The organism is Snodgrassella sp. W8132 (assembly GCF_016100865.1).
GTDB lineage: Bacteria > Pseudomonadota > Gammaproteobacteria > Burkholderiales > Neisseriaceae > Snodgrassella > Snodgrassella alvi.
The window spans coordinates 1256925-1276997 of record NZ_JACFRQ010000001.1 but is presented as its reverse complement, the minus strand read 5'-3'; the positions used below and the strand labels follow the sequence as shown (position 1 = coordinate 1276997).

The following is a 20073-nucleotide window of genomic DNA, read 5'->3' as shown; positions in this document are numbered from 1 at the left end:
AATTTCAAATTGTGGATATTTATTTAATTTGAATTTATTGGTAGTAAATATAAATGCAGTATATAAGAAATCGTGTTTGATAAAAATTAGCAATATGATTATAAAAGCCGATAAATTTTTATCTAAAAATAATTGGCAGAGACCAGTGTTTGTATAAAAAATATTTGATTATTACAAATTAGTTTATACGATTAATTTGAAATGAAATTTTTTGGAAAATTTGAACAGTTTTTCAACGAAAGTTTCAAGTAATTGAGGATACAAAAAGTTGTTAATAGCTTTTTATAGTATCGACGATACCGGACTAAGCTATCGCAAGCTCTTTATTAACAAAATTATGCAGGATTAATCGGTTACAGAGTAAGCCGGATAATCCTGCAAAAGTAAATATTTAAATCAGCTTCTGTGTATGCAGCAGATTTTCAATTTGTTCTTTATTCCATTTATTGCTTACGGCCAGTGTCAGGATAGCCACAGCAGTTTCCAGATTACATTTACCGCCGTTGATAACGCCGGCTGCACGCAATTCATGTCCTTGTGCGTAAACAGCAGAGGCACATCCCTGTAAAACCTGACTGATATTCAGAACAGGTATAGATTGCTCACTAATCTGTCTGATTGCAGCCAGAAAATTCCTATCATTAGGGGTATTGCCATTGCCATAGCTTTGTAAAATTACTCCGTCAGGTGGGTTGTGAGTAAGACTGGTGGTAATCATTGCCAGATTAGCGCCCGGAGTCAGAGTAAAGCAGTGAATTCTGGCTGATGTACTGATGTCATATTGTGCAGATAGGTCTGAATTGCCAACAACAGGCAGATTAGTATTAAACCATCCTTCGGATTCTGACCATTGTGCCAATGAACCAAACTGCGGATTGGCAAATGCGTCTGCTTGTTCTGTACTGATTTTGCTGCTGCCGACAGCCGGCCAGAGCTGTCTGTTAAAGGCAATGGCAGTTTGGGTAAAACCCGGCAGGCTGAATGCAGCTAGTGCAGTACGCAGGTTTTGTGGTGCATCACTGTTATCAGCTTCCAGGGGTAGCATGGCACCGGTAAGGATAACGGGGATATTCAGTTGCGGCCGTGCCAGCGCAATTATATTGGCACTGTAGGCCATGGTATCCGTACCATGCAGAATGAGCAGACCATCATAATTTTCAGCTTTGCTGTCTATCCAGTTAAGCCATGTCTCCCAGTTTGACAGGGTAATCGCTGAAGAATCAATCAGTGGTTCACAAATAAACCAGTCGCATTTGAGCTGGTGACTGTATTCCTGAAATATGGGCGCAGCCAGGCTGGCAAGATTGGCAGCCGGAGCCAGTCCGGCCGGTGTTTGCTGCATACCAATGGTTCCGCCAGTGTAGTAAACAGCCAGATGTTTCGTGGAGTTCATATATGCTGCCTTTCATACGGTTACAGGTATTAGTGCAAGCATATCACGAACGGGTTTTGTTTACTCTGGCTTACGCGTACAATAAGGTCTTTTCTGTGTCTGAAGAATGGTAATCATGATTCGTACTCGTTTTGCTCCCAGTCCTACCGGTTTTTTGCATATTGGTGGTGTGCGCACTGCTTTGTTCTCTTGGGCATTTGCACGTAAACATCATGGTAAGTTTATATTACGAATTGAAGACACGGATTTGGAACGTTCTACGGCTGAATCAGTGCAGGCGATTATGGACGGTATGCACTGGGTTGGTCTGGACTATGATGAAGGTCCGTTTTACCAGACAAAGCGCTTTGACCGTTATGCTGAAGTTTTACGTGAGTTAGTGGCTTCCGGTCATGCCTATTATGACTATACCAGTCGTGAAGAGCTGGAAGCAATGCGGCAGGAAGCTGAGGCACGTGGTGAACACTTCTGGTATGACCGCCGCTGGCGGCCGGATGAAGGTAAAACACTGCCACCTGTACCCGAAGGTGTTCAGCCGGTTGTACGTTTTAAAATGCCGCTAACTGGTGAAACGGCATGGGATGATTTGGTTAAAGGTCATATTGCCATTGCTAATCAGGATCTGGATGATCTGATTATTGCGCGTGCCGATGGTACGCCTACTTATAATTTCTGTGTAGTTGTAGATGATTATGATATGGGTATTACGCAGGTTATCCGAGGTGATGACCATGTCAACAATACGCCTAAACAGATTAATATTCTTTTAGCTATGGGTGCAGCTTTGCCTCAATATGCTCATTTGCCAATGATTCTGAATGAAAAAGGCGCAAAAATGAGTAAGCGCCGGGATGCAGTTAGTGTGGTTGATTATGACCGGCAAGGTATTTTACCTGAAGCTTTACTGAATTATCTGGCGCGACTCGGCTGGGGACATGGTGATGATGAATTCTTCACGATGGAACAGTTTGTTGAATGGTTTGATTTAAAAGATGTCAGCCCTTCAGCCAGCCGTTTTGATCATGAAAAGCTGTTGTGGCTGAATGCGCAGCATATTAAAGCCAGTGATAATTCCCGTCTGGCTGAGCTGGTGCGCCCGCGTCTGGCACAGCAGGGCATTGAAGTGACTGAGCAGCCGGATTTGGCTGAAGTGATAGCACTGGTTAAGGAACGTGCTCAGGATTTAAATCAGCTAGCTGAAGAATGCAGATATTTTTATGCTAAAGCCACTCCCGGAGAAAAGGAAGTAGCTAAACACTGGGATGCTGATGCTCCGGCACGTATGCAGCGCTTTGCAGCCCGGCTTGAACAGTTATCACATTGGGATGTGGAAAATATTCACGCTCTTTTTGCACCATTTTGTGAAACAGAAAATATTAAAATGGGTAAATTGGGTATGCCTTTACGTCTGGCTGTATGTGGTACAGGAAAAACCCCGTCGATTGATCAGGTGCTGGCTTTATTAGGGCGCGATGAGGTATTGCACCGTCTGCGTCAGAACTGAGTTTGATTTGCATTTACACAGGCTGCCGGTCTTGTGATTATTTGTCTACAGACAGATATTACAGTACCGGCAGTCTGTGTTATTTAGGCTAATAGTATTGAGTAAAAATTTTTTTTGTGTAAATAAAAAGCTGATTATGGATGTAAATTGTGTATTTATGGCATTTTTTTGTAAGTTTGATACACAATTAATTATGCCGGTAGGTTGCTGCTGTGTTCTGCCTGTGGCACAATCTGCGCCGGTTTTGGATGAATGTAAATGAATACAAAAGCAAATTTATCACAACGTATTGTTGTTGGCATGTCCGGTGGAGTGGATTCATCGGTTACAGCCTGGCTGCTCAAGCAGGGCGGTTATGATGTGCGCGGTGTCTTCATGCAAAACTGGGAAGACGATAACGATGACGAATATTGTTCTATCAAGCAGGATTCACTGGATGCAGTAGCAGTGGCTGATCTGATTGATATGGATATTGATATTGTTAATTTTGCAGGTCAGTATAAAGATAATGTCTTTGCATATTTTCTTCAGGAGTATCAGGCTGGTCGCACACCCAATCCTGATGTATTGTGTAATGCAGAAATTAAATTCAAATGTTTTCTGGAACATGCGCTGAACGGTGGTGCAGATCTGATTGCAACAGGACATTATGCACGTAAGGATGTACGCGATGGCGTACATTATCTGCTTAAGGGGCTGGATCAGAATAAAGACCAAAGCTATTTTCTGTATCGACTGCAACCATACCAATTACAGCGTGCATTGTTTCCGCTGGGTGATCTGGAAAAATCTGAAGTACGCCGACTGGCGGAGCAGGCTCAGTTACCCACAGCCGGAAAAAAAGACAGTACCGGAATCTGCTTTATTGGTGAACGACCGTTCAGACAATTTTTACAGCGTTATCTGCCTACTAATCCGGGTGCAATGGTGACGCCGGAAGGTAAAATTGTAGGTGAGCATGAAGGACTGATGTATTACACACTGGGGCAGCGCAAAGGTTTGGGTATTGGTGGCGACGGTGAGCCATGGTTTGTTGCCGGAAAAAATTTGTCGGATAATGAGCTTCTGGTTGTACAGGGACATGATCATCCACTGTTGTTCAGTAGCAGCCTGATTATGCATGATTTAAGTTTTACGACACCAGAACGTCCTGCAGAAGGGCGCTATGGCGTGAAAACACGTTATCGCATGCCTGATGCGGCGGCTCAATTGCGTTATCTGGCTGATGATTGCGCGGAACTGGTGTTTGATGAACCACAATGGGCAGTGACGCCCGGTCAGTCTGCTGTACTGTATGCTGGCGCTGTGTGTCTGGGTGGTGGTATTATCAGAGATACCGACAGTCATAGTATTCAAAATAATTAATTTAATCACTTATATCAACAGACTGGCTGGCTACAGTCAGTCATCTTGCAGACAATGCTGATGTTCTGATTTGATGTTTTCTTTGCAGTCTGTTTTGACTGATATTTCCTTACTTCACTTTAAATTAGACGCATTGTTGCAGAGGAAAAAGATAATGGAAAAAATCTGGTTACAAAGTTATCAGGAAGGGGTGCGGGCAGAAGTAGATGTGCGTGCATATTCGTCAATTATTGACGTTCTTGACACCAGTGTGAAGAAATTCGGCCCGCAGCCAAGCTTTTCCAATATGGGTACTACACTCACGTATACTCAAACTGCTACTTTTGTAAATCAGTTCACGTCATATTTGCAGAATGTACTGAATCTGCAAAAAGGTGAGCGGGTAGCAATTATGATGCCTAATGTATTGCAGTATCCGATTGCGGTATTCGGGGTGTTACAGGCTGGCGGCGTAGTTGTTAACGTCAATCCTCTGTATACGCCGAGGGAATTAGCTCATCAGTTGATTGATTCCGGTGCAACTGCGATTATTGTACTGGAAAATTTTGCGCATACAGTGGCTCAGGTTCTGGAGCAGACTGCAATCAAGCAGGTGATAGTGGCCAGTATGGGCGATATGCTTGGCTGGCTGAAGGGTACTGTAGTGAACTTCATGCTGCGCAAAGTCAAAAAAATGGTGAAGCCTTTTCGGATTGAGGGGGCAGTTACTTTTCTGCATGCTCTGGAATTAGGGAAAAAACAACGTTTTACTCCGGTACCGCTTGAGCTGGAAGATTTGGCTTTGTTGCAATATACCGGCGGGACAACCGGTATGTCCAAGGGCGCAATGCTGACGCATGGTAATATTGTAGCTAATATGCAGCAGGCATCAGAATGGATTAAAGCAAATCTGGTGCCTGGAAAGGAAGTAGTAGTAACACCATTGCCGCTATATCATATTTTTTCACTTACTGTGAATATTATGATTTTTGCTAATGCCGGTTCCAAAAATATTCTGATTACCAACCCACGTGATATTAAAGCTTTGGTTAAAGTTCTGAAAAACAATCGGGTAACGGTAATGAGTGGCGTTAATACTCTGTTTAATGCACTGATTCATAATGAAGAATTTAAAACGATTGATTTTTCAACCTGGAAGCTGGTGCTGGGTGGCGGAATGGCAACTCAGAAAATGGTAGCGCAGGAATGGAAAGCCATTACGGGTGTGCCCATTATTGATGCTTATGGTTTAACTGAGGCCAGCCCCGGCGTGTGTGCTAATCCGCTGAATAATCCTGAATATACGGGTACTGCCGGTTTGCCGGTGTCGAATACAGATATTGAAATTCGTGATGATAACGGCAAGGTTCTCGGGGTTGGTGAAGTAGGCGAATTATGGGTTCAGGGGCCGCAAGTAATGAAAGGCTACTGGAACCGACCAGAAGAAACAGCTAAAGTTCTTGATAGCCGTGGTTTTGTGGCTACCGGTGATATGGCTGAAATTGATGCTAAAGGTTATGTAAAGCTGGTAGATCGCAAAAAAGATATGATTCTGGTATCGGGTTTTAATGTATATCCGAATGAGGTAGAAGAGGTTGTAGCCGCTATGCCTGAGGTGCTGGAAGTAGCTTGTATCGGTGTACCTAATGAAAAATCAGGCGAAGCAATCAAGTTATTTGTAGTAAAACGAGATCCGAATCTGACTCGTGAACAAATTATTGCCTATTGCCGCCAGAATCTGACCGGCTATAAAGTGCCTAAAGATATAGAGTTTTGCTCAGAACTGCCCAAATCTGCGGTAGGAAAAATTTTGCGTAAGGATTTGCGAACAGAAAAATAATATTTTGTTATAAAAAACGGATACTGCTAATATAAGAGCAGTATCCGTTTTTTATTCAGTAAATAAAATGTAATAATTTATTTATTATGGGTATCAAATATAATAAATGATATAAACATATTTATAGGTTTTACTTGTTTAATATCCAAATCCTGTCTGGTTGTAATAAATAAATGAATTTACTAATTTTTTAGCTTAATTTATTGTTAAACTGAATCTTAAATCAGTCCAATTCTGATTGTAATTCAAATGGAATATTTAATTTAGAATGAATATTTTTAGTACTTGTTGTTGGCAATAATAAGAAAGCTGGAATTTTATTTTTAATTTTAAATTGTATTCTACTTTCAGTTATTTAGCAGAAATTCTTTAGATTAAGTTGATAACTAAAAAACTGATATTGCTTTCTGGAGCTAATTCTAGTCATGTAAATATGCTCATGCTACTGAGGATAATAGTCAATTTTCTTTCTTATTTGAATACAATTAATATCAATAGCATAATGATATTATTCAGTATATTTATGCAGCAAATATGTCTGAATTAAGTAGTAATCAGGCTGAAATGCTGGGTAAATTCATATCCAGAACACTTTGTTTCTGGCTTTCACGAAATTCTGCCAGTTTTTGTGCCAGCTGCGGATTGTCATTGGCCAGCATGGAAATGGCAAATAAAGCAGCATTGGCTGCACCAGCTTCACCAATAGCAAAAGTGGCTACTGGTACGCCTTTAGGCATTTGGACAATAGACAGTAGTGAATCTTCACCGCGCAAATATTTACTTGGTACAGGTACGCCCAGAACAGGAATGGTGGTTTTGGCAGCAACCATGCCCGGCAGATGAGCAGCCCCGCCGGCGCCGGCTATAATCGCTTTCAAGCCTCGGGAACGGGCGGTTTCAGCGTATTCAAACATTAAATCCGGAGTACGGTGTGCGGATACAACCTGTATTTCATAAGGAATACTGAATTGCTGCAGAAACTGCTCTGCCTGCTGCATAATCGGATAGTCACTATTGCTACCCATAATAATGCCGATTTGCGGAGTGTTCATCGAGTTCCTTTTTTGATTGGTAACAGGTTTTTTAATTGATGCCTGGCTTTAACAGCGGCATTACTGTTGGGATAACTACTGATAATGTGCTGATAAGTAAGGCGGGAAATATCCTGCTGCTGTAAATGAGTCTGACATTGTGCCACCAGATAAAGAGCGTTGGCACTTTGACTGTTTTGCGGATAAAGGCTGTTAAAGCGCTTGCCGATATTAATTACCGATTCACAATTATTCAAACGGGAATGATTTTGCAGCAGTAGCCACATGCGCTCTTGTGCCTGGGCACTGCCATTGCCACCACTATCAGCGTTTTTCAGCAGACGAATGCTTTGGCTATAAAGACCGGCATTATATAGCCGGCGTGCTTCGCTGGTATTATCATTAGTGGCGGAAGCTTTAGCCGGAGTAGTGTGACTGACCGGAGTGCGTACATTCAGGTAGCGCGATAATGTATCTTGTTGCTGACGAATATCATTCATCTGGTTTTGCAGACCATTGATCTGTATCTGTAAAGCATTCAGCTGCGCCTGAATCTGGCCAAGCTGTTCAGTGGATTGGTTAGTATTTGTATGTACTTCTTCCGCTGCAGAAGTGCTAGCTGCAACAGAGGGGGATGGTAGGTTACTGCAAGCACTGATACAAAATGTAACTATCAGGATTAGGCTGAAATAGTATTGATTTAAACGTGAATTCATGTATTTTTCTCCTCTGGTTGTTTGTTATTATCTTTTCTGAATAAGTGTTAAACCATCACCAAGTGGTATAGTTAACGGAATTATCCGCGTATCGTTTATCAGGCCGGCATTGAACTGACGCATGATATGAACACTTTCTGATTCATTAGCGTTGGCTGTCTGTGCAACACGGCCATGCAATAAGACATTATCAATGGCGATAATACCGCCGGGACGAACCAATTGCAGGCAGCGCTCAAAATATTGAGGGGTGGGTATCTTATCTGCGTCTATCAGAGCAATATCGTAATAATTGTTTTGATTATTGGTAATCAGTTTATCGAGGGTTATTATTGCCGGCTGCAGATACAGCTGGATTTTATGGCTGACATTAGCCTCTTGCCAGTAGCGGCGGGCAATATCGGTATAGGTTACGTTAATATCACAGGCAGTGATATGTCCGTCTTCCGGCAGTGCCATTGCCATAGCTGTACTACTGTAACCAGTAAAAACACCAATTTCCAGATAGTTGCGAGCCTGAATCATCCGTGCAAGCCATACCATTAATTGAGCCTGTTCCGGTGCGATACTCATATTACCCTTGCGATGCCGTGCCGTTTCAGCACGCAGCTGTGCCAATAGTGGCGCTTCTGCAGGGTTTATTCCGGCAAGATATTGCCTCAGCTCCGGGGTATTCAGATAACCGTTCTGGCTCATAACGGGTTAAACAGAGATTATTCAGTTAGATAGGTATAACCTTTTTTCGGCAATTTGGCGGCAGCAAAGTTTGCTTCATCTTCCGGATTGAGCTGTACATCCCATAGCATGCCGCGATGTTCGATTTGTGCTTGTGCTTCTTCTGGGTGCTTAGTTAGAAATTCATTCAGAAACTGGGTAGTGTCAGACTGATAATTATACATATCGGTTTCTTCTTACATGATGAGTTCAGAAACGGGTGTATTATATACAAAGTAGGCAGTGATAGTGAAGAAAATGCCGGCAGATTGCACTTGTCCGTGCGGTGAGGAATGATGAGATACGGATAGATAGGTTATACTATAGTACTTTATCGGTCGTGGTTGCTGCGGCACGCGAGTATTTTTTCACAAGCTTTTGTATTATTTATGCTAACAAAGTGGTTACACAAGGTTTTGCCGAGAAAGTCTGCCCGGCGTGGCAAAAGGCGGGAAATCTCATTGGCACAACACCATATTCAGGCAGATGATCTGAGTTTTGCAGCGGAAAAGGTTATCACCCGCTTGCAGAAGGAGGGTTATCAGGCTTATGTGGTAGGTGGTGCTGTGCGTGATTTATTGCTTGGTGTGACACCTAAAGATTTCGATGTGGCAACAGATGCTACACCCGAACAGATACATAAACTTTTCCGGCGCAGCCGCATTATCGGCAGGCGTTTTCCGATTGTGCATGTTATGGTTGGTCCGGAAACTATCGAGGTAACAACTTTTCGGGGCGGGGCAGTCAACAGCCATAATGAGCTAGGCCGGATTATGAAGGATGTCAGTTTCGGTACGCTTGAACAGGATGCAATGCGCCGGGACTTTACTGCCAACGCTCTATACTATGATCCGAAACAGCAGGTAGTTCTGGATTTTCATCATGGCGTTGAAGACATACTTAACCGGCGTCTGGTAATGATAGGTAATCCGGCTGAGCGCTATCAGGAGGATCCGGTGCGCATGCTACGGGCAGCCAGATTATCTGGCAAACTTGGCTTTACCGTAGATAAACATACATCTAAACCGATAGCTGAATGTGCGCAGTTGTTAAAGCGGGAACCGCCGGCTCGGCTGTTTGATGAAGTGCTGAAAATATTGTTCAGTGGTTATGCACAGGCATGTCTGCGCCAGATGAATAATCTTGGTCTGAAAGATATTCATCCGCTACTTGATGCATTAATGCCGGGCGGCGAAAGTAATGATAATATTGTCGCACTGGCTCTGCACAATACTGACGAACGCCTGCGGGCAGATAAATCTGTATCTATGGGCTTTGTACTGGCAGCTGTATTATGGCCGCATATAAGAACAGTATGGCAGCGGGAACTGAATAGTGGTATGCGCTCCAGTGCAGCGATGAATGCGGCGATTACTTCAGAACGTCAGCATGTAGATAAAAACTGGGGTGTGCCGCAGCGATATAGTGTAACCATGCGTGAAATCTGGAGTTTGCAACCGCAGTTTGAAATTATGCGCGGGGCGCGTCCTTACCGCTTACTCGGACAGCCGCGTTTTCGTGCTGCTTTTGATTTTATGTGTCTGCGTGCCAGTCTGGGCGAATTATCACAGGAGACAGTTCAGTGGTGGCAGGCTTTTCAGCATGGTTCAGATGTAGAGCGTGAGCAATTAATTCGTACTGCTTCGCAATCAGAAAAAAATTCAACAAGACAAAAAAGATACCGTAACAGACGCACTAACAAACCTAAGCAGGAGGAAGCATGAATTTAGTTACAGCGGTAATTGCTTTAGGGGCTAATCTTGATAATCCACGTAAACAGGTTGAAACAGCTCTGACAGATTTGAATCAGATTAAAGGGGTTCGGGTCAAGGCAATTTCACCACTTTATATTACTAAGCCGGTAGGAATGACTGACCAGCCGGATTTTGTCAATGCTGTTGTTCTGGTTCATACCACTTTAAGTGCTCATGAACTATTAAATTCTTTATTGGATCTGGAAAACCGACTGGGACGGGTACGTGAGGTTCCAAACGGACCGCGAGTGATTGATCTGGATATAATTGATTATGATCATCAGGATATTAATGATGCGGATCTGACACTGCCGCACCCGCGTGCGTGTGAACGTGCTTTTGTAATGGCACCGCTGGCTGCAATTGCGCCTTATTATGTAATTGGTACTCATGACAGTGCTTCTGTGGTGGCCGCGGCATTATTAAAGAAACAGCCGGATGCAGTAACTATAATTACTGAAATTACTGACGAACAGGAATAAAAACAGGGGAGCAGGGAGTATGGATTATCGCTACATTGTCGTAGAAGGATCTATTGGCAGTGGAAAATCAGCTTTAAGCCGCCGTCTGGCACAATATTTTGATGCTCTGCTGCTGTCGGAAATTCCGGAAAGCAATCCGTTTCTGGAAAAATTTTATCTGAATGCGACTAATCACGGGCTAGCCACAGAGATGCATTTTTTAATGCGTCGTTGCGAGGCAATAAATGTGATTTATGCAGAGGATGAGCGACGCTCGCGGGTTATTGCTGATTTTCTGCTTGAGAAGGATCAGATATATGTGCCGGTAATTTTGCGTGAAGAGGAACAGACTCTGTACTGGCAAATTAAGCAAAAAGTAATGCCGAAATTTCCGGTTCCGGATCTGGTGATTTATCTGGAAGCTGATGACGAGTTGCTTGATAAGCGTTTGCGTCAGCGGGATGACGGAATGGTTAATCTGTTTCCGGCTGGTTATTTACAGCAAATTCACGCTGAGTATCGCCGGTTTTTCCATTTATATCAGCATGCTCCGCTATTGATTGCTAATACTAATGAACTGGATTTTCTTGGTAATGACGATCATTTTGAACTGTTGCTCAATACCATTGCCAATATGCAGGGCAGCCGTAATTATCTCAATTTAAGCGAATAGTTATTTAAAATTGTTTGGTGAAATAATTATTTCCGTTGTCTGCGTGGATATTTCAGTCAATCTGATTTGTCGTAAATTAGCTATATCGGCATTTTATGCTGTTTAATTTGAGTAAAAAAATATCAATGACATTATTCTGTTAATTTGGTATTTATTTTCTCTTTGCGATGGATTTCAGACTTACAAACTGTACTTTTTATAGAAAAAAGTACAGTTTTTGTATATGGAATTGCAGAATTCGGATACGTATTTTTCCGGCATTACCGAGGATGAAATTACTGGTTTAGTACCAACATTGGATATATCCATATTAGATAAATAATTTTAAAGATATTCCAGTCATCAGATGGGAATAAAGGATGGCAAAATATTTGTTAATCTGTTCTGGTTTGGCTGTAGTCTGTGGTATTTTGCCGGTCATTACAACTAGCCGGATATTTGTTGTAACAAATTTGGGTTTCTTTAGCCGGAATGCAGGTTAAAAATAAATAAGCTGTTATTACCGGCAGTATTTTCTGATAAAACATAAATAGCGGATTTATCTGTATATGCATACTATTCATACTTTAAGGAAAATGAAGGCAGCCGGTGAAAAAATTGCCATGCTGACTTGTTATGATGCCAGTTTTGCCCGTCTGATGAGCGATGCCGGTGTTGATATATTGCTGATTGGTGATTCGCTTGGTATGGCGGTACAAGGGCAAACATCTACTATACCGGTTAGTGTTGATGATATCTGTTATCACACGGCTGCTGTAGCACGAGGTAATCAACAGGCAATGATTCTGGCTGATCTGCCTTTTGGAGCCTATCAGCAAAGCAAAGAACAGGCTTTTGCTGCTGCAGTACGCCTGATGGTTGCTGGTGCACATATGGTGAAACTGGAAGGGGGTGCATGGATAGCAGAAACCACACAGTTTTTACAGCAGCGAGGTATTCCGGTATGTGCACATATCGGTCTTACGCCGCAATCCGTTCATACACTCGGTGGCTATAAAGTACAAGGTCGTGGTGAAGCCGCGGCACAATTAATGGTCGATGCTCAGGCTCATGCACAGGCTGGTGCTGATATGGTATTAATGGAGTGTGTACCCGGCCAGCTGGCAGCAGAGGTGACAGCAGCACTTAGCTGCCCGACAATCGGTATTGGTGCAGGTGTCGACTGTGACGGACAAGTTTTGGTAATGCATGATATGCTGGGTATTTATCCGGGTAAAACAGCTAAATTTGTCAAAAATTTTATGCAGGATCAGGATAGTATTCAGGCAGCTGTCAGTGCCTATGTTCGCGAAGTAAAAGCAAAAACTTTTCCGGCAGCAGAACATATTTTTGCTAATTGAAAGTTTGAATTAAATTTCTGTTTTTAATTGAAAATATTATATTTTTATGTGGGTTTTTCTTTACAAATAGTCAATAGGCATATTTTGCGGATATTTATACGGGCTTGTTTTTTTTTCTGGAAGTATATATAAGTTAATTCGTTGACAAATAAAAATTTTCAGGGAGATGCTTATGGCGCTCGCCAAGCCTTACCCCCGTGCTTTGACTATTGCCGGATCTGATTCCAGTGGCGGAGCAGGTATTCAGGCGGACTTAAAAACTTTTGCTGCGCTGGGTGCATACGGTACCAGTGTGATTACAGCCATTACTGCACAGAATACTTTTGGTGTACAGCAGGTTATGGTAGTAACGCCGGATATGATAGAGGCGCAGTGTGCGGCAGTAATGTCTGATATTCGTATCGATGCGGTCAAAATCGGTATGCTGGCTGATATTGACAGCATCCGTACGGTTGCTCAATCACTGCAACAATATCATCTGCCTTTTACTGTACTGGATCCGGTTATGGTGGCTACTTCCGGTTCAGCTTTGTCGATAGAAAATACTGTGCAGACAATGAAGCAATTGCTAATGCCGCTGGCTGATATTCTGACACCTAATCTTTTTGAACTTTCTATCATGACACATAAGCCGATAGCCACTACGGATCAAGAAATGCTCGAACAGGGACAGATTTTACTGGATGAAGGCTGTCATGCAGTACTGGTAAAAGGCGGGCACCGTAATAATTCTGAAGATGCTGCAGACTGGCTGATGGAACGGGATAATGAACCGGTATGTTTTAAAAGTCTCCGGATTCATACTTCACATACTCATGGTACTGGTTGTACTCTTTCAGCTGCGATAGCCGCTTTGCGACCACAGCATGAAAATCTGGCCAATACAGTCGCAGCTGCCAAAAGTTATGTACATGGTGCGATTGAGGCAGGACAACACTGGCATCTGGGACATGGGTATGGTCCGTTAGCGCATTTCTGGCGTATAAGGCATGATTAGTAGTTTTGCCGCTATGCTAAAATTGGCAGCTTGACCGGTATAAGGCCGACTGCAAGGCATAAATTGCCTTTTTATCAGACAGGGGAAGTTCTAATGCAGACATGGCATCAGGCAATTGGTGCAGAAAAACAGCAACCATATTTTCAGCATATTCTGGAAACAGTACGTGCTGAAAGGCTGGCCGGTAAGGTGATTTATCCACCGGCACAAGATGTGTTCAATGCGTTTAAGGCAACTGAATTTGCCCAGGTTAAAGTGGTTATTCTTGGTCAGGATCCTTATCATGGTCCGCAGCAGGCGCATGGTTTGTCTTTTTCTGTACGGCAAGGTGTAGCCATTCCTCCTTCACTAGTCAATATATATAAAGAACTGGCTGAAGATATACCCGGCTTTCGTATTCCGCAGCATGGCTATTTGCAGCACTGGGCAGAGCAAGGTGTATTGTTGCTTAATACCGTTTTAACCGTGCGCGCCGGTCAGGCACATTCACATGCAGAGCTGGGCTGGGAAACTTTTACCGACCATGTGATTGCTGTCTTGAATGCTGAACGTGAACATATTGTATTTATGCTTTGGGGCAGCCATGCACAAAAAAAAGGTGCTATGATTGACCGGAAAAAACATCTGGTATTAACTGCACCTCATCCGTCTCCTTTATCTGCATACCGTGGTTTTTTCGGATGCAGGCATTTTTCACGGGCTAATGCATATCTGCAGGAGCACGGAATAAGCCCGATAGACTGGCAATTGTAAGATATCCGGCTGACCAGAAGCCGGCCTGATAAACAGTACGGTTGTGTTTTTGCCGGAAACATCAATAAAACCATGTTAAATCTGAATCCGCAACAACACGAAGCTATTCACTATCTTGATGGACCATTACTGGTGCTGGCTGGTGCCGGCAGTGGTAAAACGCGTGTTATTACTGAAAAAATTGCTTACCTGATTACACAAGCACACTATCCTGCCCAGCAGATAGCTGCAATTACTTTTACTAATAAAGCGGCACGGGAAATGCAGGAGCGTGTTGGTCATTTATTAAGTAAACCGCAAACCCGCGGTTTAACTATATGTACTTTTCATTCGCTGGGTATGCGCTTTTTGCGTGAGGAAGCAGCAGCTGCGGGATATAAAAAACAATTTTCTATTCTCGACAGTGCCGATGCGGGCAAAATCATCAGTGAATTACTGGGCAGCACCGGTAGGGAAATGGTGTTTAAAGCCCAGCATCAGATTTCACTGTGGAAAAATAGCCTGCTTTCTCCAGAAGCTGTTATTCGGCAGGCTGATGATACATGGACACGTCAGATGGGACAGTTATATGCCTCTTATCAGGATACTCTGACCAGCTATCAGGCAGTAGATTTTGATGATCTAATCCGGATACCGGTTGAGCTGCTCCAGTCACAGGCAGATATTCGCTATAAGTGGCAGCTTCGTTTGCGTTATCTGCTGGTAGATGAGTGTCAGGATACCAATACCTGTCAGTATGCGCTGATGCGTCTGCTTACCGGTGCAGAAGGTAAGTTTACTGCCGTAGGTGATGATGATCAGAGTATTTATGCCTGGCGTGGTGCCAATATGGAAAATCTGCGTCTGCTGCAACAAGATTATCCGGATTTAAAGATTATTAAACTGGAGCAAAATTATCGTTCTACTGCACGTATTCTGCGTGTAGCCAATCAGGTGATTGCCCATAATCCCAAACTTTTTGCTAAAACATTATGGAGTGAATACGGGTTGGGTGACATGATTGATGTTATTGCCTGTAAAAATGAGGCTCACGAAGCTGATGTAGTCGTCAGCAGAATTGCTCATCAAAAATTGATTGGTGGTGATGCCGTACATTACCGGGATTTTGCGATTTTATATCGGGGTAATCATCAGGCGAGAGTTTTTGAAGAGGCATTGCGTAGCCGGAGAATTCCATACAGACTTTCAGGCGGACAAAGTTTTTTTGATAAGGCCGAAATCAAAGATGTACTGGCTTATGTTCGTTTACTTGCTAATCCGGATGATGATCCGGCATTTCTGCGCGCAGTAACGACACCACGGCGAGGAGTAGGTGAAACCACACTGGCTAAGCTGAATAATTATGCCAAAGTAGCACAATGCAGTTTATTTGAAGCTGCACGCAGTATGGATGCGCTGGCAGAGTTGTCAGCAAAAAGCCGTGAACCGTTACAGCAGTTTATGGCTTTGCTGGCTGATTATCAGGCACGTGCTACTGTGGAAGATGCCAGACAATTGTTGCATAGTTTGCTTGCTGATATAGCTTATGAAACACATTTGCTCAATACGGAAGAAGGACGGGCCGGAGAAATTAAATGGCGCAATGTGCAGGATTTGCTCAGCTGGATAGGCAAAAAAGGTGAAGAAGATGGCCGGAATATTTTGGAAATAGCCCAGACTATAGCACTAATGACATTGCTTGATGGTAAAGAAGATGAAGATGCAGATATGGTGAGTATGTCCACTCTGCATGCGTCTAAAGGTCTGGAGTATCCGCATGTGTTTCTGGTAGGCTGTGAAGAAGGAGTATTTCCGCATGCTGACAGTATCGAAGAAGGCAATATTGATGAGGAACGCCGGCTGATGTATGTGGGTATCACCCGTGCGCGGCAAACTCTTACTCTTACACATTGTCATAAACGCAAACGTGCCGGTTCCTGGGAATTTCATGAACCCAGCCGTTTTATTGATGAAATGCCGGGCGAAGATATTCGTTTGCTGGGACGTAAGGGCAGTGAACCCATTGTTAGTCAGTCGGAAGGTAAAAGTATTCTTGCCGGAATGATGGCACGGCTGGATAGTCTGCAATAGCAGTCTGTAACGTCATGTGGTTTGCACCATTACATGTTAAAATACAAATTGTTTGCTGCCTGTGCAGCTTGATTATGGAAAAAATTATGAAAATCGCCAAAAATTCTGTTGTGACACTGGACTATGAAATGTTCAATGCTGATAACCAGCTGATCGATAAAACTGAAGAACCGATTAGCTATTTGCATGGTGGCTATGACGGTATTTTTCCGTTGGTTGAAGAACAGTTACATGATAAGACGGTTGGCGATGTAGTAGATGTAAAACTGGCACCAGATGATGCATTTGGCGAACAGGATGAAGATCTGATTCGTATTGAACCATTGGATGTGTTTCCGGTTGAAGTTGAAGTGGGCATGATGTTTGAAGCAGATGACCCGGAAACTGGTGATGTAATGGTTTATCGTATTACCGATGTAGCAGATGGTAAAGCGGTAGTCGATGGTAATCATCCGTTGGCTGGACAGTGTATTCGTTTTAAAGCAACAGTAAAAGACATTCGCCCTGCTACGGCTGAGGAGCTGGAACATGGTCATGTACATGGAGCGCATGATCACCATCATCACTAATTAGTTACATCATTGGATAATTAAATCTGAAAAAAGGAAGTTTCGCCGAAAGCGCAAACTTCTTTTTTTATTTCCGGCAATATTCAGCTTCTCACTGAAATACTGCATGTTATTGTCTCTGATTTACTGATTCACAGTATTAGTTTCAGACGGTATGATAAACCATGCATTCATATTCTTATTAATGCCATTATGACTCCCGAACAAATTCTTGCAGCAGCACGTCCGTATTCATTGTTTCTAAGCCGTTTACTGGATAATCAGTTACTTAATACAGACAAACTTTATCCTTGGCTGGAGCGGCAACTGACCATTGATGATTTCCGGAATTTCGCTGACTGGGCGCAATTACAGAGTAGTGAAAATGAAGATGAACTGGCACGCCAGTTACGCCTGCTGCGCCGTTATGTAATGGCACATATTATGGCTCGTGATTTGGCGCGGGTAAGCGATTTAAATGAAGTCACTGTAACTATTACCCATCTGGCGGATTTCGCTATAAATATTGCTGAGCAGTATGCACATGCCTACTATGCTGGTTTGTACGGACAGCCAGTCGGCCAGTACAGCGGGGATAAGCAACGCCTTAGTATTGTAGGTATGGGGAAAATGGGTGGCTATGAGCTGAATGTATCTTCTGATATTGATTTAATTTTTGTGTTTCCGGAAGCCGGAAATACTGATGGTAAACGACAGAAGAGCAATCAGGAATTTTTTACAAAAGTCGGACAGAAAATCATTGCTCTGTTAAATGATATTACCGGAGATGGTCAGGTCTTTCGGGTTGATATGCGTTTGCGTCCAGATGGTGATTCTGGAGCTCTGGTAATCAATGAAACCGCACTGGAGCATTATCTGATTCAGCAGGGACGGGAGTGGGAGCGTTATGCATGGACAAAGGCGCGTCTGGTCACTGACTATCCGAATAATATCGCAGCACTGGTACGACCTTTTGTGTATCGCAAATATCTGGATTTTAATGCTTATGACGGCATGCGCAACCTGCACCGGCAGATACAGCGTGAAGTTACCCGTAAAGGTATGGCCGATAATATCAAGCTTGGTGCCGGTGGTATCCGCGAGGTGGAATTTGTTGCCCAGATATTCCAGTTAATACGGGGCGGACAGGTACGCAGCCTGCAATTAAAAGGTACACAGGAAACGCTGCATGCTTTGCTTCAGCACGGAATGCTGTCGCAGGATAGTGTCGATACATTACTGAAAGCCTATTATTTTTTGCGGGATACCGAACACCGGCTGCAATACTGGGATGACCAGCAAACCCAGATGTTACCAACTGGTGAAAAGCAACAGCAAATGCTGGCACAAAGTATGGGTTACAGCGACTATAAGGATTATCTGGCTGCCCTGAATCAGCACAGACAGGCTGTGCACCAGATTTTCGAAGCAATATTTACTGAACCGGAAGACAAAGCCAAAGTAAACGATCCGGATATGCTGCGTGTATGGCAGGATGAAAGTGACAACAAAGAAAAAATCGCTTTGCTGACTGCGCACGGGTTTGATGCGAAAAATGTATTGCAGCGTCTGCAACAACTGCATCATGGTAGTCAGTACCGCCAGTTATCGTCCACTGCGCAACAGCGCTTTGACGAAATCATACCGTCAGTGCTTAGTATTGCCGCAAAATGTCCGCAAGCAGATGTCACTTTAGCCCGTTTACTGGATTTTCTTGAGGCCATCGGCCGGCGCAGCTCTTATCTGGCATTTATGCATGAGCATCCTGAGGCTCTGGAAAAACTGGCTGGTTTAATGAGCCAGAGCAGCTGGGTGGCTACTTATCTGCAGCAGCATCCGGTATTGCTGGATGAGCTGCTCAGCAATGAATTAATGCGTATAGATACTGATTGGGCAGCTCACTCGATTGAACTCGAGCATCAGCTTAATGAGTGTCACGGTGATGTTGAAGCCCAGATGGATGTTTTACGCCGGTTTCAGCATGCATGGACTTTTCGTCTGGCTGTGCAGGATCTGGCTGGTTTGTGGACAGTTGAGTCCTTATCCGACCAGCTTTCCGCTTTAGCAGATCTGATTATTCAAGCTGCACTTACAAGAGTGTGGACTGAGTTACCACGCAGGCATACTGATACTGCACATTTTGCCGTGATTGGTTATGGCAAATTAGGCGGTAAAGAGCTGGGCTATACTTCTGATCTGGATTTGGTTTATGTATTTGATGATAATCATCCGGATGCTGTCGATACTTATACTCGTCTGGCACGCCGCTTGACCAGCTGGCTCACTGTTCCGACTGGCGCCGGCATGCTCTATGATATTGATTTACGTCTGCGTCCGAACGGAGATTCCGGTTTTACCGTCACACATATTCAGGCTTATGAGCGCTATGAACGTGAAAGTGCATGGACATGGGAACATCAGGCTTTAACACGCGCCCGCTTTATTGCCGGAGACAGTATAGTTGGCAGACGCTTTGATGCTGTACGGAATGAAATACTGTGTCGTCAGCGTGGTGCAGAACAGCTTCGGAAAGAAATTATTGCCATGCGCGAAAAAATGTTCCCTACACATCCACCAGTTGACAGTAATGTGAAATATGCCCGCGGCGGTGTCGTTGATGTGGAATTCATTGTGCAGTATCTGATTCTTTCTTTTGCACATCAGTATCCGCAATTATTACAAAATTATGGCAATATTGCTTTACTCAGTATTGCGGCTGAACTGGGGCTGATTGACAGTAAACTGGCGGAAGGCAGCCGTACTGCATATCGTTATTATCGACAGCTACAGCATAACACCCGTCTTCGTGACGCAGTCGCTACGCCCATAGATGCTTCCTTACTTGAATATTATCAGATAGTGAAGAAACTATGGAAACAGGTATTTGCCGCCGAACCGTCGGAGTAAATATTTTATCTGTCGGTTTTCACTTCCG

17 protein-coding genes are annotated in these 20073 nt (G+C 43.5%); 12 read left to right on the top strand and 5 right to left on the bottom strand.

The window, feature by feature from the left end; translation table 11 throughout:
- Nucleotides 1-391 precede the first annotated feature (391 nt).
- The gene (locus H3U82_RS05685; protein WP_198209599.1) at nucleotides 392-1393 is read right to left on the bottom strand and encodes an asparaginase; all 1002 of its coding nucleotides are present in this window, start codon (nucleotides 1391-1393) and stop codon (nucleotides 392-394) included.
- 112 nt (nucleotides 1394-1505) lie between these two features.
- Here H3U82_RS05685 and gltX point away from each other — a divergent pair, with 112 nt between their 5' ends.
- The 3 genes from gltX to H3U82_RS05670 all read left to right on the top strand — a co-directional run bounded on the left by gltX (nucleotide 1506) and on the right by H3U82_RS05670 (nucleotide 6081).
- The gene (gene gltX / locus H3U82_RS05680; RefSeq protein WP_198209992.1) at nucleotides 1506-2897 is read left to right on the top strand and encodes a glutamate--tRNA ligase; all 1392 of its coding nucleotides are present in this window, start codon (nucleotides 1506-1508) and stop codon (nucleotides 2895-2897) included.
- Between the two features lie 258 nt (nucleotides 2898-3155).
- Nucleotides 3156-4262, top strand: coding sequence for a tRNA 2-thiouridine(34) synthase MnmA (mnmA, locus tag H3U82_RS05675; RefSeq protein ID WP_078474316.1), 1107 nt, complete (start codon nucleotides 3156-3158; stop codon nucleotides 4260-4262).
- A 154-nt stretch (nucleotides 4263-4416) separates the two neighbouring features.
- Nucleotides 4417-6081 (top strand): AMP-binding protein, encoded by a 1665-nt coding sequence (locus H3U82_RS05670; RefSeq protein WP_198209596.1) that lies wholly within the window; start codon nucleotides 4417-4419, stop codon nucleotides 6079-6081.
- Nucleotides 6082-6635: 554 nt separating this feature from the next.
- Here the strand turns inward: H3U82_RS05670 and purE are convergent.
- The 4 genes from purE to H3U82_RS05650 are packed head-to-tail and all read right to left on the bottom strand — an operon-like array spanning nucleotide 6636 to nucleotide 8727.
- The gene (purE, locus tag H3U82_RS05665; RefSeq protein ID WP_100125275.1) at nucleotides 6636-7133 is read right to left on the bottom strand and encodes a 5-(carboxyamino)imidazole ribonucleotide mutase; all 498 of its coding nucleotides are present in this window, start codon (nucleotides 7131-7133) and stop codon (nucleotides 6636-6638) included.
- Nucleotides 7130-7828, bottom strand: a complete 699-nt coding sequence (locus H3U82_RS05660) for a tol-pal system YbgF family protein (RefSeq protein WP_110414062.1) — start codon at nucleotides 7826-7828, stop codon at nucleotides 7130-7132. Before H3U82_RS05660 ends, purE begins: the two co-directional genes overlap by 4 nt.
- Nucleotides 7829-7855: 27 nt before the next feature.
- A complete protein-coding gene (locus H3U82_RS05655; RefSeq protein ID WP_198209594.1) occupies nucleotides 7856-8524 on the bottom strand; it encodes an O-methyltransferase in 669 nt (222 codons plus the stop codon).
- Between the two features lie 17 nt (nucleotides 8525-8541).
- Nucleotides 8542-8727, bottom strand: a complete 186-nt coding sequence (locus tag H3U82_RS05650) for a DUF3460 family protein (protein ID WP_025330343.1) — start codon at nucleotides 8725-8727, stop codon at nucleotides 8542-8544.
- A gap of 204 nt (nucleotides 8728-8931) precedes the next feature.
- Here H3U82_RS05650 and pcnB point away from each other — a divergent pair, with 204 nt between their 5' ends.
- The 9 genes from pcnB to glnE all read left to right on the top strand — a co-directional run bounded on the left by pcnB (nucleotide 8932) and on the right by glnE (nucleotide 20045).
- On the top strand, nucleotides 8932-10266 hold the full coding sequence (gene pcnB / locus H3U82_RS05645) for a polynucleotide adenylyltransferase PcnB (protein ID WP_084554071.1): 1335 nt from the start codon (nucleotides 8932-8934) through the stop codon (nucleotides 10264-10266).
- A complete protein-coding gene (gene folK / locus H3U82_RS05640; RefSeq protein WP_084550483.1) occupies nucleotides 10263-10778 on the top strand; it encodes a 2-amino-4-hydroxy-6-hydroxymethyldihydropteridine diphosphokinase in 516 nt (171 codons plus the stop codon). Before pcnB ends, folK begins: the two co-directional genes overlap by 4 nt.
- A gap of 19 nt (nucleotides 10779-10797) precedes the next feature.
- Nucleotides 10798-11430, top strand: coding sequence for a deoxynucleoside kinase (locus H3U82_RS05635; protein ID WP_025330346.1), 633 nt, complete (start codon nucleotides 10798-10800; stop codon nucleotides 11428-11430).
- 548 nt (nucleotides 11431-11978) lie between these two features.
- Nucleotides 11979-12770, top strand: coding sequence for a 3-methyl-2-oxobutanoate hydroxymethyltransferase (gene panB / locus H3U82_RS05630; protein ID WP_198209591.1), 792 nt, complete (start codon nucleotides 11979-11981; stop codon nucleotides 12768-12770).
- Between the two features lie 172 nt (nucleotides 12771-12942).
- Nucleotides 12943-13767, top strand: a complete 825-nt coding sequence (gene thiD / locus H3U82_RS05625; RefSeq protein ID WP_037392786.1) for a bifunctional hydroxymethylpyrimidine kinase/phosphomethylpyrimidine kinase — start codon at nucleotides 12943-12945, stop codon at nucleotides 13765-13767.
- Nucleotides 13768-13860: 93 nt separating this feature from the next.
- Nucleotides 13861-14520, top strand: a complete 660-nt coding sequence (ung, locus tag H3U82_RS05620; protein WP_025330350.1) for a uracil-DNA glycosylase — start codon at nucleotides 13861-13863, stop codon at nucleotides 14518-14520.
- Nucleotides 14521-14592: 72 nt separating this feature from the next.
- Nucleotides 14593-16590 (top strand): DNA helicase Rep, encoded by a 1998-nt coding sequence (gene rep / locus H3U82_RS05615; protein WP_198209589.1) that lies wholly within the window; start codon nucleotides 14593-14595, stop codon nucleotides 16588-16590.
- An 86-nt stretch (nucleotides 16591-16676) separates the two neighbouring features.
- Nucleotides 16677-17159 (top strand): peptidylprolyl isomerase, encoded by a 483-nt coding sequence (locus tag H3U82_RS05610; RefSeq protein ID WP_025330351.1) that lies wholly within the window; start codon nucleotides 16677-16679, stop codon nucleotides 17157-17159.
- Between the two features lie 192 nt (nucleotides 17160-17351).
- Entirely contained in the window at nucleotides 17352-20045 is a 2694-nt protein-coding gene (glnE, locus tag H3U82_RS05605; RefSeq protein WP_110414067.1) for a bifunctional [glutamate--ammonia ligase]-adenylyl-L-tyrosine phosphorylase/[glutamate--ammonia-ligase] adenylyltransferase, read from the top strand.
- Nucleotides 20046-20073 lie beyond the last annotated feature (28 nt).